Below are 16108 nucleotides of genomic sequence, written 5' to 3' on the forward strand. Positions count from 1 at the left end.
ACTGCAATCAATCTAACACTTTTTTGTCTTAGCTTTTTAGACTTTAAATTTATTTATATGTTCTTGAAGGGTGGTAGCCCCATCGTTTAAAGATTGTACAACAGCGTTCATTTCTTGGATGGTGGATGTTTGTTCTTCAATTGCGCTTGCAATTGTTTCGGATTGTTCTGCCACATTTTTTGCCACCGCGGACATCTCATTGACAGATGCAGCAACTTCTTCAGTGCTTGCAGAAATTTGTTGAGTAGAAGCAGAAACGTCTTCTATTTCGGATGCCATATCTTCAATTGCACCCATAATGCCATTAAAGGCGTCTTGCGCATGTTGAATGTAAGAAACACCTTCATCAATATTTTGTACTGTAACGCTCACCGCTTTTTCGACTTCCAATGTATTTTGCTGAATATCATTAATTAAGTTAATGATTCGGTTGGCTGATATTTTGGATTCCTCCGCTAATTTACGTACTTCATCTGCAACGACGGCAAATCCTTGCCCATGTTCGCCAGCACGCACTGCTTCGATGGCAGCATTCAAAGCCAGCAGGTTGGTCTGATCGGTAATTTCAGTAATGACTTTCGTTATATTTTCAATTTCAGTCGATTGCGTACTTAGCTGTTTAATAAGCGCATTTGTCTTATCTGAAGATTGTTGTATAACCATCATTTGATTTTCGGTCTTTTGCAACATCTTTTCACCATTAGTAGCAACGCTTTGTGTATCAAGTGCTTTCGTATGAAGCATCTGTGTGGCTTCAGCGATGCGTTGGACTCCACGTGCAGTTTCATCCATAGCCATAGCAGTTTCTTGCCCTGTCATGACAGCCTGACTACCGCCTTGGGCCATTATTTCTATGCATTTAGCAACATCAGTTGAAGAAGAAGTAACGTCGTCAGTGCTTGCGGCTAATTCTCCTGCACTTGTAGTAGTATGTTCTACATTTATCGCTATATTGTCAATGAGAGAGCGCAAATTTGCTTTCATTACATTAAATGAATCGGCTAACTTTCGAATCTCATCTTTTGTCTTTACTTTCACATCCTCTTGACGTAAATCACCGGTAGCAATGATATTTGCTGCCTTAGCTAGGCGATTGACAGGCTTTGTAATAATCCTTGTCATAATGAAGGCGATGAGAAAGGCTAAACTTGTGGAAAAAGCAGCGAGAATTAAGATAATCAATGAGCTTATAGTTTCTACTTTTGACGACTCGGCACGTGCTAACTGTACTTGTCTTTCCTCGTAAAATGCAATTTCATGTGCGGCTTGTTGAATTGCAGCAGCAGCAGGGCGTGCTTTTGTTCGAAGAATGTCAATGGCAGGTTGTAAATTATCGGGACTGTATGTATTAATAATCTCCAGTGCTGCTTTTTCAAAAATCGCTTGATTGGCTTTAATAACTTCCATTTGCTTTTGTGTCGTTTCGGAAGTGAATAAGCTATCTAGCTCTTCCACCTTGTCTTGAATCACCTTTTCTTGTTCCTCGAGGTTTTTAATGGTTGCTTCATTAGGTTCAAGAATATATGAACGAAGATAGTTGCTCTGCATTGAAGAGGCAATGACAATTTTATCGACTTGAATAAGCTTATAAACACGGTTTTCAAATAAGTCTTTATTTAAATTATTAATGTGATTCAGTTGGTAGTAAGCGATTGAGGAAATAGTTAGTAATAAAAGAATGATTGTACTAAATCCAATATATAGTTTCATTCGAATCGACATCTTTTTTCCTCCATTCCAGTTTTGTAATAGTTGTCACGTATCAATGCCCAAAAAATTTTAGCGACATTAGGAATAAGAACAGTACAAAGTTGTGGAATTTTCATATAAATGGTATACAAGAACACCTATATGACGATGAGAGATATACATAGTAAAAGGAAACAATAAAAAATTGAATTCCACTGCATATTATTTTTTCAGTGAGTGGGGGAGTTACCTTTAAGTCAGTTGAGGCAGCTTGCGCCAATCTACTGAATAGTAAACGGTAATGATAGTCTAAGTGACAGATGCGAAAGCTTTAGAACGAAGGAAGATTGAAATATGTACGATAGTCTTCCAATGTAGCTACTAGTTATAAAGCTTATTGGGACTAGCAAAATAACGAAGTAAAAATGACAAAAGGCATCGAGAAATGCGCATTCTCGCTACCTTTTGTCTACTTGCCAATGACAGCAAGTTTATTGGATATCAATATAGGGGAATATTAGATGTTTGCTACTTGTTTTACTTCTTTTTTTACATACGGATTTGAGAGATCCATGCCTTCTAATGATAGACCCATTGCTTTCGCTACACCCTCACCATATGCAGGGTCAGCTAAATAGCAGTGTAAGATGTGGCGACGTTTGATGAACTCTTCAACTGAAGCCATATCATTTGCTGTATTTTCGAATAAGCGTTGTTGCTCTTCCGCAGATAACAGACGGAATAATTTACCTGGTTGTTCGAAGTAGTTATTGTCATCTTCTCGGAAGTCGTGGATATCAGCATGACCATCAATACGTAATGGTGGCTCTTTATAGTCTAAGTTGTGCTCCCATTCACCATAGCTGTTTGGTTCATAGCTTAATGTAGAACCGAGATTGCCATCAAAACGCATAGCGCCATCGCGGTGGAATGAACGGAATGGGCATTTTGGTGCGTTTACAGGCAGACTGTGGTGGTTTACGCCTAAGCGATAGCGAGCTGCATCTGCGTATGCAAAAATACGAGCTTGTAACATTTTGTCTGGAGAGTAGCTGATACCAGGCACTATGTTAGATGGTGCAAACGATGATTGTTCTACTTCTGCAAAGTAGTTATCAGGGTTTTTATTTAACTCGAATTCGCCAACTGGAATTAGTGGGAAGTCTTTTTTGTACCAAACTTTTGTTAAGTCGAATGGGTTATAAGGTAATTCACGAGCTTGTTCTTCTGTCATAACTTGAATGTACATTTTCCATTTTGGGAAATCGCCTCGTTCAATAGCTTCGTACAAGTCACGTTGTGAAGATTCGCGGTCTTTACCAATAATTTCAGCTGCTTCTGCACCTGTTAAGTTTTTAATGCCTTGTTCTGTACGGAAGTGGAATTTCACCCATACACGCTCATTTTGTGCATTGATGAAGCTGTATGTGTGTGAGCCGAAACCATGCATGTTACGATATCCTGTTGGAATACCGCGGTCAGACATAACAATTGTAATTTGGTGTAACGCTTCTGGTAATAAAGTCCAGAAATCCCAGTTGGAGTTTGCGTTTTTCATATTTGTGCGTGGATCGCGTTTTACTACGTGGTTTAAATCTGTAAAGTGTAACGGATCACGGAAGAAGAATACAGGCGTGTTATTACCAACTAAATCCCAGTTACCTTCTTCTGTATAGAATTTCAATGCAAAGCCTCGAATATCGCGCTCTGCATCTGCAGCACCGCGTTCTCCCGCTACAGTTGAGAAACGAGCGAACATTGGTGTTTTCTTCCCAACTTCAGAGAAGATTTTAGCTTTCGTATATTGAGAAATATCATGTGTCACAGTGAATGTACCGAATGCTCCTGAACCTTTAGCATGCATACGGCGCTCCGGAATAACTTCACGGTTGAAGTTTGCTAATTTTTCAACTAACCATACATCTTGAAGTAAAAGAGGACCACGAGGACCTGCAGACATAGAGTCGTGGTTGCTTACTACTGGAGCACCACCTGCTGTTGTGAAACGACGGCTACGATCATTTGCGTTTGTCATATTAGTTTACCTCCTGAAAAATATTGTGAGTCAAACTCCTCGTAAATAACTATAACAAATATAAAATAGAATTGCTAGTACATTATAATAATTATTGTTAAAGAATTTATATAGCAAGGTACAAACTATAAATATATGCATAGCTTTCAACCGATATACATAGTTTTTTAGAATATTTTCACTGTTTTTATAGTTTTTACGGTTGTTTTAAAGGAATAAGTGATTTGCTAGTATACAAGTTTAAAGACAAAGTATAATTGGAAATCCTTCTTATTTAATATTGATATTGAAAATAGGGTATCCTAAATGAAAATTACGATTGTGTAATACCTCCTTGATTTTTCCATTCCTTTCGATAGCGGTTAGGTGTAGTCCCTATGAGTTGTTTAAATAATTTGCTGAAATAATTCGGATCATCAAAGCCATTTAACAGTGCAATTTCACTAATGGCAAAATCGGTTTCAATAAGCATTTTAGTTGAATTTTGAATACGAACTTGCTGCAAATAGCGTTTAAATGGCTGACCTTGTTTCCGTGAAAATATTGTACTTAAATAATTGGGGCTAATCCCTAACTTATTCGCGATAAATGGTAAGGATAGTTCATGATTATGATATTGATAATCGATTATTTCTAAAGCTAATTCTACATAGTCTGCTTTCTTCTCCATTCGAGCTTCACGTGCCAATTCAATAAGTCGCTGTGTGAATAAAATAATGCCATTGAGAATTGTATAGAATATAGGGTGTTCAATAATCAAATGAAAAAGTTGGCGATAATTTTGCTCGATAGCCGCTTTTTCATGCAGTTTATATTTCAGCATAAATCGGCGGATTTGCGCCAATACACTGGTAAGGTGGATACGCAAATCATCTTGCTCGTAATAGATTCCTTCATTTGATAAGCGATATAAGAACGCTTTTACGGCTTCAATATTACCTTCTTCTAAACTTTTAATAAGTAATTGTTGCTCCTCTGGTGTTAGTAAAGGGTCTAGGGGGTGTGTTTGGTATTGTTTCGTTGCATAAAAAATATGGCCGTAGCCTTCATAAAAGCTTTGCAGTAGGGCTCGCTTTGTTAATGCATACATTTCTTTTAAAGTTGTCGGCGTACCATCATAAACGCCAATATTCAGAGCGCCGTTATTCGTCATTTGCCATTCCTTTAGCAAGGTTCGTATATCTTTTTCGATAATTTTCAAATCGCTTGTTTGAAATAGGCAAATGATTGTATCTGATAACGGGTAAATGCTCATTTGATAATAAAACGGTGTTTGTTGAAGCCAAATGAACAATTTATTTAATGTTTCTGGATACTCAGGTTCTATCATCGTGAACTGGATATCGGTTGTTAATGAGTTAGTTGTGTTCTCTAAAAATAATTGATAGTAAAAAGATTCATCTTTCGCATCCGCACTAACTTTTGGGATTTGAGGTGTATGAAGCGAAATAGCACTAAGCTTTTGCTTTAAAACTTCTAAATCAATTGGTTTTACAAAAAGATGCGCCACCTGTAAATCTATTGCTTTTAATGCGTTTTTAAATAACGGCTCTGTGGTGATGGCAAGGATTTTGCCTGAGTGTTTTTGTAAAAGCCCGTATAGAGCCGTTAAACGATTATTCGGTAGCATGTCGATATTTAATAAAATAACTTCTGGTACAAACTGTTGAATGCTTTTTGCAGCCTCGGAAATAGTTGTGCACATCTCAATTGATAAATCTCCTGGAAAGTATGTATGCAAAAACCAACGAATGCCCGAAAGTTCCGTAAGATCTCGATCAATTAATAATAATTTCATTCAAATCAGCCTTTCTTAAAAAAATCCTATTTCGTAAAAAAATACGATTATATTATTAAAAATAACATAAAAATCTGAAATAATTCCTGTTTTCTCTTTTAAAATTCTATATTTTCTGAAAAAAGTAGTTTGTACAATGGAGATAGAGAAATTCTTTTTTATACAAGTACATTTACATAAGCTGTTAAGGATAGGGGGATATCGTATGCAAACAATCATCGAACTTGATGGCAATACGTTAACAAGGCAACAAATTGAGAAAATCGTGAAGGGGCAGGCTTCGGTCGTATTATCTGCTGACAGTACGGAACGCGTTCGAGCAAGTAGAGAAAGAATTGAAAAACGCTTAGCAGAGGGGCAAGTAATTTACGGTGTCAATACTGGGTTTGGCAAGTTAAGTAATATACGAATTGAAGAATCAGATATTGAGTTACTGCAATTAAATTTACTTCGTTCAGATGCAACAGGTGTTGGCGAACCATTTCCAACGGATGTCGTGCGTGCGATGATGATTTTACGCGCAAATGCATTAGCGCGTGGGTTTTCTGGTATTCGACAAGAAACATTGCAATTATTGCTAGACTGCATCAATAAAGGGGTACATCCAATCGTGCCATCCCAAGGATCAGTTGGAGCAAGTGGAGATTTAGCACCATTATCCCATTTAGCCTTAGTGCTTGTAGGTGAAGGGAAAGCAGAATTTAAGGGCGAACTTGTGTCAGGTGATATCGCATTACAAAAAGCAGGTTTAACACCTGTGCGATTACAGGCAAAGGAAGGATTAGCACTAGTAAATGGTACGCAAGCAATGACGGGTATTGGCGTTTTGACATTAAACGAGGCAGAGCGTATTGGGCTTGCCGCGGATATGGCTGCGAGTCTGTCATTAGAGGCGTTAAAAGGGATTACGTCTGCATTTGATCCGGCACTATTAGCTGTAAGACCACATCCAGAATTAGAGTTGGTAGGAGGGCGTATTCGCAAATGGCTTGAAGGCAGTAAACGCGTGACCAAGCAAGGGGAAATAAGGATGCAGGATGCGTATTCTCTGCGGTGCATTCCCCAAGTACACGGTGCATCTTGGCAATCATTTTTCTATGCGGAGCAGCGTGTGCAAATAGAGATGAATGCTACAACAGACAATCCTATCGTTTTAGAAAATGGAGAAGTTCTATCGGGAGGTCATTTTCACGGTCAACCGATAGCATTAGCTATGGACTTTTTAAAGGTTGGGGTCAGTGAATGGGCTAATATTTCCGAAAGACGTACAGAGCGCATGGTCAATCCGCAACTTAATGATGGTTTGCCACCATTTTTAGCAACAAATCCTGGTATTGAATGTGGACTGATGATTGCACAATATACAGCTGCTTCGATTGTGTCAGAAAACAAAGTGCTAGCACATCCTTCAAGTGTGGATTCAATACCTACATCAGGGAATCAAGAAGATCATGTCAGTATGGGGACAACATCCGCTCGTCAAGTGCGACAAATTGTCCACAATGCAGCTAGGGTTATTGCAATAGAAATGATTTGTGCGTCGCAAGCTATCCATCTAGATAAGGCGGAAGAGCAGTTATCGCCAACAACAAGAAAGTATTTAGCAAAAGTGCGTGAATTCTGTCCGCCTTTATTGGCAGATCAACCTATTGGTGACGAAATTGAAGCATTAGCGAAGTACTTATTAGCAAGTGATGTTCTATTAGATGAGAGCATTTAAGCTTCTTGCATAACATCCTTTATGTTCCCGCCAAGTTCTTTACTTAAATGAATTTGGTGGGCACTATTGGGTGACTGGTTTGCTATAAATAAGCAAGGAGGACTGCCATGGATTATAAGCAACAGGCGTTGAGGCACGACTCGTCATTTAGAGTTTCCTCAATTATAAAAATGGTTATCTGTAGCTTAGTCGGAATATTCAGCTTTTTCATTTCGTTTGAATGGCATGGAAAAAACACAATTCTAATCGATCATATTGTGAATTATATTCGTACAGAAGCACCCTCGCTTGTCACTGTTTATGTGGTTATGATGCTTGTTGGAGGAGCGATCTATCCATTTATTTCTGATAAATGGAGTAAGTCAACAGTTGATGTTGTGTTGTCAATTTTTAAAGTAGGTGGAATGGTAGCTGGGGTTTTGCTAATTTTTAATGTTGCTCCTGCATGGCTTGCCAATGAAAATATCGGACCTTACTTAATGGAGAAACTAATTAAGCCAGTAGGGGTACTTATTCCGATAGGCTCTTTATTTTTAGCTATTCTTGTTAGCTTTGGGTTACTTGAATTTATTGGTGTTTTAACTCATCGTTTTATGCAACCTATTTTTAAGACGCCGGGCCGTTCGGCAGTAGATGCAGTAGCCTCATTTGTTGGCAGTTATTCGGTCGGGTTACTTTTAACGAACCGTGTCTATATGGAAGGTCGTTATACAGCGAAGGAGGCCGCAATTATTGCAACAGGCTTTTCAACTGTATCTGCCACATTTATGGTTGTCATTGCAAGCACGCTCGATATTATGCCACATTGGAATACATTTTTTTGGGTATCGCTCGTTGTGACATTTCTAGTTACGGCAATAACAGCACGTATGTATCCACTGCGTTCAATGAAGGATGAATACTTTGCAGGCTCGACACCGATGCCAGAAAAAATAGTAATGCAAAATCGTTTTAAAGAAGCGTGGCGTCAAGCGATGGTGGCGGTTGAGCAAAATCCGCCGTTAGCAAAAATTTTATGGATGAATTTAAAGGATGGCCTTGTGATGGCAATGGCTGTTATGCCTTCTATTTTATCAATTGGTCTTCTAGGGCTTGTACTCGCAACATATACGCCTGTTTTTGATTGGCTTGCGTATATTTTTGTTCCTTTTACATATGTATTACAAGTTCCAGAACCATTTTTAACAGCGAAAGCATTGTCTTTATCGTTGGCGGAAGTGTTTTTACCAGCACTTGTTGTCACACAAGCAACATTGATAACGAAATTTATTGTGTCTGTCGTATCTATTTCTTCAATATTATTCTTTTCTGCTGTAATTCCACTGATCTTATCATCAGAAATTCCATTGACATTGCGTGAAATCTTGCTGATTTGGTTTGAGCGTGTCGTCTTATCTTTAATTATTGTAACACCAATAGCATTTTTACTATTTTAAAGGAGCGTGTTTTGAATGGTATATAAAACTAATATTCGTGCACCAAGAGGGAATGAAATAACATGTAAAGGTTGGACACAGGAAGCGGCGATGCGCATGCTGATGAATAATCTAGATCCTGAAGTTGCAGAAAATCCTGATGAGCTTATTGTGTATGGAGGAATAGGAAAAGCGGCGCGAAATTGGAAAAGCTATGAACAAATCATTGCTTCTTTAAAAGAATTAGAGAATGATGAAACATTGCTTATTCAATCGGGTAAGCCAGTAGCTGTCTTCCGTACGCATGAACATGCACCACGCGTTTTAATCGCCAATTCAAACTTAGTGCCTGCATGGTCCAATTGGGAGCATTTCTATGAGCTAGAGGACCGTGATCTAATGATGTACGGTCAAATGACTGCTGGTAGTTGGATATATATTGGTGCTCAAGGTATTTTACAAGGCACATATTTATCGTTTGTAGAGGCTGGAAAGAAAGTGTTTGGTAGTGCGGACTTACGCGGGAAATTCATTCTTACTGGTGGTATGGGTGGTATGAGTGGTGCACAGCCTTTAGCTGGAAAAATGGCAGGGGCAGTCATTTTAGTAGTTGAAGTGGAACGTGCTCGTATTGAACGGAAAATAAAAGAAGGCTACTGTGATTATCTTGTTGAGACAGTAGATGAAGCGGTGGCATTAGTCAATCAACTCCGTGCTCAACGAGAGCCAGCGTCAATCGGGCTAGTTGGCAACTGTGCAGATGTTAACCGTGAATTGTTAAACCGAGGTATCATTCCAGATTTTGTGACAGACCAAACATCTGCGCATGACCCTATCAATGGCTATGTACCGAATGGTATGACGTTTGAAGAAGCGTTAGCGTTACGGAAAAATGATGTCAAAACGTATGAGCAAAAGGCGAAAGAAACGATGGCAGAGCATGTTCGTACAATGCTTGAATTTCAACAGGCGGGTGCTGAAGTATTTGATTATGGTAATAATATTCGTGCTTACGCAAAAGAGATGGGTGTGACAAATGCTTTTGACTTCCCAGGCTTTGTACCAGCGTATATTCGTCCATTGTTCTGTGAGGGCAAGGGACCGTTCCGTTGGGCAGCACTTTCTGGTGATCCGGAAGATATTTATAAAACAGATGCTTTAGCGAAAGAAATGTTTGCTGAAGATGAAGGTCTTGTCAATTGGATTGATATGGCGCAAAAAATGGTGAAATGGCAGGGACTACCTGCACGTATTTGCTGGTTAGGGTATGGTGATCGCCATCGCTTTGCATTGAAGGTGAATGAAATGGTAGCAAATGGCGAGTTGTCTGCACCAATTGTTTTCGGACGGGATCATTTAGACTCTGGCTCGGTGGCTTCTCCAAACCGTGAAACAGAAGGAATGTTGGATGGGTCAGATGCAGTATCCGATTGGCCGATTTTAAACGCACTTGTTAACACAGCGAGTGGATCTAGCTGGGTAAGTGTTCACCATGGTGGCGGTGTAGGAATGGGCTATTCACAGCATGCAGGTCAAGTGTTAGTTGCTGATGGATCAACACTAGCGGCTGAAAAAATAGCGCGCGTGTTGATTTCAGACCCTGGAATGGGCATTGTTCGGCATGCAGATGCAGGTTATGACATTGCTATCAATACAGCAAAGAATAAAGGTGTCCATATGCCAATGCTAAAGGATGATGTGAAATGACCCTTTTAATTAAAAATGCAAATGAAGTCATTACTTTGAAAAGCGCTTTACAAGGGCCTCGAATAAAAGAACAAATGCGAGAGATTGCCGTTGTAGAAAAGGGAAGTGTGCTCGTAGCAGGAAGTCAGATTGTCGCTGTCGGGGCTTACGAACAGTTAGTTATAGATTTCCCTCATTTAGTGGAGGAAGCAGAGGTTATAGATGCATCTGGAAAGATTGTCATGCCAGGTCTTGTGGATTGCCATACACATTTAGTGCATGGCGGTACACGTGAGCAGGAATTTAATATGCGACTTAACGGTTCCACTTATATGGACATTATGAACGCAGGTGGAGGCATTCATGCTACAACAAAGCGCACACGAGAAACAAGTTTTGAAGCGTTATATGAAAAAACGATGCACCATTTAGATGTTTTTTTAAAGCATGGTGTGACTACTGTGGAAGCGAAGTCAGGTTATGGTCTGGATTGGGAAACGGAAAAGAAACAACTGGAAGTAGCTAAAAAGCTACAGGACACACATGTGGTAGATGTCATCAGTACCTTTATGGGCGCACATGCGGTACCACGCGATTTTAAAGGACGAGAAGATGAATTTGTAGACGTTATTATTAATGATATGTTGCCAAAAGTGTCGGCATTAGAGCTTGCAGAATTCAATGATGTGTTTTGTGAAAAAGGCGTATTTACACCAGCGCAATCTAGAAGCATTTTAGAGGCGGGAAAAGAGCTTGGACTAACACCGAAAATTCATGCTGATGAAATAGAGCCGTATAACGGTGCAGAATTAGCCGCTGATGTGGGAGCTATCTCGGCAGAGCATTTGTTAGTTGCTTCGGATGAAGGTATTCAAAATATGGCTGAAGTAGGAACAATTGCCGTCTTGCTACCTGGCACTGCCTTCTTCTTACGCGCACCGTTTGCAAGAGGCAGGTTAATGATTGATGAAGGAGTGCCAGTAGCCATCTCAACAGACTTTAACCCGGGCTCTTCGCCGACAATGAGTTTGCCATTTATAATGAATTTAGCTTGTATGCATATGGGGTTGACATTAGAGGAAGTAATCACTGCTACGACCATTAATGCTGCGCATGCATTGAACAGAGGCCACCAGATTGGTACGCTTGAAGCGGGTAAACAAGCGGATGTTATTATATTGGATGTTGCCAATTACAAACAGCTACAATACTTTTACGGCATGAATCATACCGATACGGTGATTAAAAAAGGGCAAGTCGTAGTGCGTCATGGTATTGTTTTGTAATAAATAAAGAGTTTTGGTAAACGATTAATCTCAATTGTGCATAGATTTACCAATTAAATATTACAGAAAAAGCATAAATAGGGAGAATTCCGTTATTTATGCTTTTTTTCGTATAGAATGTAGTTGTTACTATCGTTAGAAAGGAATGCTTTACGTGCAGCTAACATTAACATTTCTTATTTTAGGAATGACGATTATTGTATTTATGACGAATCGAGTGCGTGCAGATTTTGTTGCTATTGTCTCTCTTCTCGCATTTGTTATCGCTAATATTTTAACGCCAGCAGAAGCTTTGGCAGGCTTTTCAAATTCGGTTGTGCTAATGATTGCTGGCCTTTTTGTAGTTGGTGCTGGTATTTTGCGTACGGGTCTTGCAGCAATGGCTGGACAACTATTATTGAAATGGTCAGGTAATAGCGAGCTCAAGTTATTTATACTATTGCTCATTATTGTAGGTTCTGTAGGTGCTTTTATGAGTAATACGGGAACAGTTGCCTTGATGATGCCGATTGTTGTCAGCATTGCCATCAGTATGAAGGAAAGTCCTTCGAAGTTCTTACTACCTCTTTCTTATGTCGCTAGTTTGTCGGGCTTAATGACATTAATTGCTTCCCCGCCGAATTTAATTGTCAGTCAGCTTTTAGTCGATCAAGGCTATCCGAAGCTTGGTTTTTTTGAGGTGACGCCTATTGGCCTAGTTGGGATGATTGTCGGTATTTTATATTTGGTGCTTGTGCGTAATATTCTGTTACCAAATGATAAAAAAAGAACGCAAACATCTACTGGCTATAAGCTCTCGCCAAAGAAAATTATGAAGCAATATGATTTAAACAATCGATTATTTAAGGTGTTTGTACCTGAGGATTCTACAATTATAGGAACTTCACTGGCAGAATTAAAGCTTCCCGCAAAATATGGACTTTGTATGATGAAAATTCACCGTAAATCACAAGATGGAATCAATTTACTCCCGATGACCTATCAAGAAATGGCAGGGCCAACGAGTGTTATCCATGCTTTAGATGAGCTCTATGTACAAGGTGAGGAAGGGGCGATTGGTAATTTAACTGCAGATTATGGTTTAGTGATGCAAGAATTGACTGAGAATGAAGCGGATGAGTTGGTAACAAAGCATCTTGGTATTGCGGAAGTACTATTAACACCCAACTCAAGTTTTATTAATGAGACGGTCAGTTCACTAGGATTCCGAGAAAAGTATAATCTCAATATTATTGGCATTAACCATAGAGGTGGCTATAAGCTACAAGATATGGTGACGCATAAGCTGAAATTCGGGGATGCCATCTTAGTACAAGGCGCATGGGATGAAATATTAGTGCTCGCTCGAGAGACACAGGATGTTGTTGTTGTCGGCCAACCGAAAGAGCATGCGAGTGTTGCAGCGGCAACTGGTAAAGCAGGAATAGCTGGTGCGATTATGCTGCTGATGATTGGGCTCATGGCTTTTGAAGTATTCCCTGCTGTTATTTCTGTTATGGTTGGGGCAGTATTGATGATTATAACTGGCTGTTTGCGAAATATGGAAGATGCGTATAACAATATGAATTTTGAAAGTATTGTGCTCGTTGCGGCGATGCTTCCGATGGCTACAGCCTTAGAGAAAACAGGGGGCATGGTTATCTTATCAAACGGCATAATTGATGTTCTTGGTAAATACGGTCCTTACGGGGTACTGATAGGGATATATGTACTGACAGTTATTTTTGGTCAATTTATTAGTAATACTGCAACCGCTGTTTTGTTTGCGCCGATTGCGATGAACGCAGCGATTGCAATGGATGCAAATCCTACAACCTTTATGATTGGTGTAGCGGTAGCAGCAAGTATGGCGTTTGCCACGCCAATTGCCTCACCTACTAATGCGTTAGTGATGACTGCTGGTGGCTATAAATTTATGGATTTTGTAAAGATTGGCGTACCATTACAAGTTATTATGTTTATTGTGATGATGCTTGCAGTTCCATTTTTCTTTCCGTTTTAGAATTTGTATTTTTGTTTAGTTTCTTGCTGTTTTCCACTGTAGTGTTAGTTAAGCTACAGTGGAAAGCGAAAAGCAATGGCATTAGATTTAAAGCAAATAGAAATTTGTATAATGAAAACGAGAAAGAGGATAAGGTTTGTTTTATATTAAGAACTTATTTATTTTAGGAATAGTCTTTTATGTAAAGATAGGCATTCGAGTAAAGAAAGATGTGCGTTTTAGAAAGAAAGTAGAATTAATAGGGCAATAAAAAATTTGGGCACTTATATAGGAAGGTTTTCGATTTTCTAATTTATAAAGTATAATTTTATAAAGGTTTTTAATATAATTTGATATTTTTATAGAAAAAATACTTGCAAAGGTTATAGAATCGTGATAAATTATTACTTGTCGCTAAGACGATGTAACATTAGTATTACAAACTACTTAAAAACAATATAAAAAAGTGTTGACAAGAACGTTTGTAAATAGTATGATATAAAAGTTGTCGCTTCTGAAAGAAGATAAAATATTTCAAAAAAGTTGTTGACAACAAAAAAATAAAATGTTATGATATAAAAGTTGCTAAAAACAAACGGCGACGAAATGAACCTTGAAAACTGAACAAGCAAAACGTAATCAATATAGTTTTTAGTAGCTAACTTCGTTAGTGAACGAAACAAAATTTTGGACATCAAAATTGATGCCAGCAAAACAATTTGAGCTAATCAAATTTCTTTTATGGAGAGTTTGATCCTGGCTCAGGACGAACGCTGGCGGCGTGCCTAATACATGCAAGTCGAGCGAACAGAGAAGGAGCTTGCTCCTTCGACGTTAGCGGCGGACGGGTGAGTAACACGTGGGCAACCTACCTTATAGTTTGGGATAACTCCGGGAAACCGGGGCTAATACCGAATAATCTATTGTTCCTCATGGGACAATACTGAAAGACGGTTTCGGCTGTCGCTATAGGATGGGCCCGCGGCGCATTAGCTAGTTGGTGAGGTAACGGCTCACCAAGGCGACGATGCGTAGCCGACCTGAGAGGGTGATCGGCCACACTGGGACTGAGACACGGCCCAGACTCCTACGGGAGGCAGCAGTAGGGAATCTTCCACAATGGGCGAAAGCCTGATGGAGCAACGCCGCGTGAGTGAAGAAGGATTTCGGTTCGTAAAACTCTGTTGTAAGGGAAGAACAAGTACAGTAGTAACTGGCTGTACCTTGACGGTACCTTATTAGAAAGCCACGGCTAACTACGTGCCAGCAGCCGCGGTAATACGTAGGTGGCAAGCGTTGTCCGGAATTATTGGGCGTAAAGCGCGCGCAGGTGGTTTCTTAAGTCTGATGTGAAAGCCCACGGCTCAACCGTGGAGGGTCATTGGAAACTGGGAGACTTGAGTGCAGAAGAGGATAGTGGAATTCCAAGTGTAGCGGTGAAATGCGTAGAGATTTGGAGGAACACCAGTGGCGAAGGCGACTATCTGGTCTGTAACTGACACTGAGGCGCGAAAGCGTGGGGAGCAAACAGGATTAGATACCCTGGTAGTCCACGCCGTAAACGATGAGTGCTAAGTGTTAGGGGGTTTCCGCCCCTTAGTGCTGCAGCTAACGCATTAAGCACTCCGCCTGGGGAGTACGGTCGCAAGACTGAAACTCAAAGGAATTGACGGGGGCCCGCACAAGCGGTGGAGCATGTGGTTTAATTCGAAGCAACGCGAAGAACCTTACCAGGTCTTGACATCCCGTTGACCACTGTAGAGATATGGTTTTCCCTTCGGGGACAACGGTGACAGGTGGTGCATGGTTGTCGTCAGCTCGTGTCGTGAGATGTTGGGTTAAGTCCCGCAACGAGCGCAACCCTTGATCTTAGTTGCCATCATTTAGTTGGGCACTCTAAGGTGACTGCCGGTGACAAACCGGAGGAAGGTGGGGATGACGTCAAATCATCATGCCCCTTATGACCTGGGCTACACACGTGCTACAATGGACGATACAAACGGTTGCCAACTCGCGAGAGGGAGCTAATCCGATAAAGTCGTTCTCAGTTCGGATTGTAGGCTGCAACTCGCCTACATGAAGCCGGAATCGCTAGTAATCGCGGATCAGCATGCCGCGGTGAATACGTTCCCGGGCCTTGTACACACCGCCCGTCACACCACGAGAGTTTGTAACACCCGAAGTCGGTGAGGTAACCTTTTGGAGCCAGCCGCCGAAGGTGGGATAGATGATTGGGGTGAAGTCGTAACAAGGTAGCCGTATCGGAAGGTGCGGCTGGATCACCTCCTTTCTAAGGATATTTTCGGAATACAAACCTTGGGTTTGTAAGATTACGTTTTGCGTTCAGTTTTGAAGGTTCATCATTACGATGAAATACTTCAAAACTGTGCTCCTGTCGCTACGCTTTCGTCGCAAATTTGCGAAGAAGTAGAAACAGGTAGTGAATTTGTTCTTTGAAAACTGGATAAAACGACATTGAAATTGTAACAAACACATTT

General features: G+C 40.2%; 8 protein-coding genes and 1 rRNA gene. 6 read left to right on the plus strand and 3 right to left on the minus strand.

The annotated features are described in order from the left end of the window. Positions 1-36 precede the first annotated feature (36 nt). The 3 genes from MKY08_RS00950 to MKY08_RS00960 all read right to left on the minus strand — a co-directional run bounded on the left by MKY08_RS00950 (position 37) and on the right by MKY08_RS00960 (position 5522). On the minus strand, positions 37-1722 hold the full coding sequence (locus MKY08_RS00950; protein ID WP_069508829.1) for a methyl-accepting chemotaxis protein: 1686 nt from the start codon (positions 1720-1722) through the stop codon (positions 37-39). A gap of 484 nt (positions 1723-2206) precedes the next feature. Then, complete coding sequence (locus tag MKY08_RS00955; RefSeq protein ID WP_069508832.1) at positions 2207-3724, minus strand: catalase; 1518 nt, start codon at positions 3722-3724, stop codon at positions 2207-2209. 313 nt (positions 3725-4037) lie between these two features. Then, entirely contained in the window at positions 4038-5522 is a 1485-nt protein-coding gene (locus MKY08_RS00960) for a helix-turn-helix domain-containing protein (RefSeq protein ID WP_069508834.1), read from the minus strand. A 205-nt stretch (positions 5523-5727) separates the two neighbouring features. Between MKY08_RS00960 and hutH the strand changes: the two genes are divergently transcribed. From hutH to MKY08_RS00990, 6 genes are all read left to right on the plus strand, one after another. Then, a complete protein-coding gene (hutH, locus tag MKY08_RS00965) occupies positions 5728-7242 on the plus strand; it encodes a histidine ammonia-lyase (RefSeq protein ID WP_069508836.1) in 1515 nt (504 codons plus the stop codon). A gap of 107 nt (positions 7243-7349) precedes the next feature. Then, positions 7350-8678, plus strand: a complete 1329-nt coding sequence (locus MKY08_RS00970; protein WP_069508838.1) for a YjiH family protein — start codon at positions 7350-7352, stop codon at positions 8676-8678. Positions 8679-8693: 15 nt separating this feature from the next. Next, the gene (hutU, locus tag MKY08_RS00975; RefSeq protein WP_069508840.1) at positions 8694-10364 is read left to right on the plus strand and encodes a urocanate hydratase; all 1671 of its coding nucleotides are present in this window, start codon (positions 8694-8696) and stop codon (positions 10362-10364) included. Then, the gene (hutI, locus tag MKY08_RS00980) at positions 10361-11629 is read left to right on the plus strand and encodes an imidazolonepropionase (RefSeq protein ID WP_069508841.1); all 1269 of its coding nucleotides are present in this window, start codon (positions 10361-10363) and stop codon (positions 11627-11629) included. Before hutU ends, hutI begins: the two co-directional genes overlap by 4 nt. A gap of 145 nt (positions 11630-11774) precedes the next feature. Then, complete coding sequence (locus MKY08_RS00985; protein ID WP_081327859.1) at positions 11775-13631, plus strand: SLC13 family permease; 1857 nt, start codon at positions 11775-11777, stop codon at positions 13629-13631. A gap of 717 nt (positions 13632-14348) precedes the next feature. Next, positions 14349-15900 (plus strand): 16S ribosomal RNA (locus MKY08_RS00990). Positions 15901-16108 lie beyond the last annotated feature (208 nt).

The sequence above is a fragment of the Lysinibacillus sp. FSL M8-0337 genome (assembly GCF_038593855.1).
In the GTDB taxonomy this organism is placed as follows: domain Bacteria; phylum Bacillota; class Bacilli; order Bacillales_A; family Planococcaceae; genus Lysinibacillus; species Lysinibacillus sphaericus_D.

Excerpts from the sequence above, each read along its gene's own strand:
- MKY08_RS00950 (WP_069508829.1), bottom strand. The coding sequence starts at position 1,722 with ATGTCGATTCGAATGAAACTATATATTGGATTTAGTACAATCATTCTT.
- MKY08_RS00955 (WP_069508832.1), bottom strand. The coding sequence starts at position 3,724 with ATGACAAACGCAAATGATCGTAGCCGTCGTTTCACAACAGCAGGTGGT.
- MKY08_RS00960 (WP_069508834.1), bottom strand. The coding sequence starts at position 5,522 with ATGAAATTATTATTAATTGATCGAGATCTTACGGAACTTTCGGGCATT.
- hutH (WP_069508836.1), top strand. The coding sequence starts at position 5,728 with ATGCAAACAATCATCGAACTTGATGGCAATACGTTAACAAGGCAACAA.
- MKY08_RS00970 (WP_069508838.1), top strand. The coding sequence starts at position 7,350 with ATGGATTATAAGCAACAGGCGTTGAGGCACGACTCGTCATTTAGAGTT.
- hutU (WP_069508840.1), top strand. The coding sequence starts at position 8,694 with ATGGTATATAAAACTAATATTCGTGCACCAAGAGGGAATGAAATAACA.
- hutI (WP_069508841.1), top strand. The coding sequence starts at position 10,361 with ATGACCCTTTTAATTAAAAATGCAAATGAAGTCATTACTTTGAAAAGC.
- MKY08_RS00985 (WP_081327859.1), top strand. The coding sequence starts at position 11,775 with ATGCTTTACGTGCAGCTAACATTAACATTTCTTATTTTAGGAATGACG.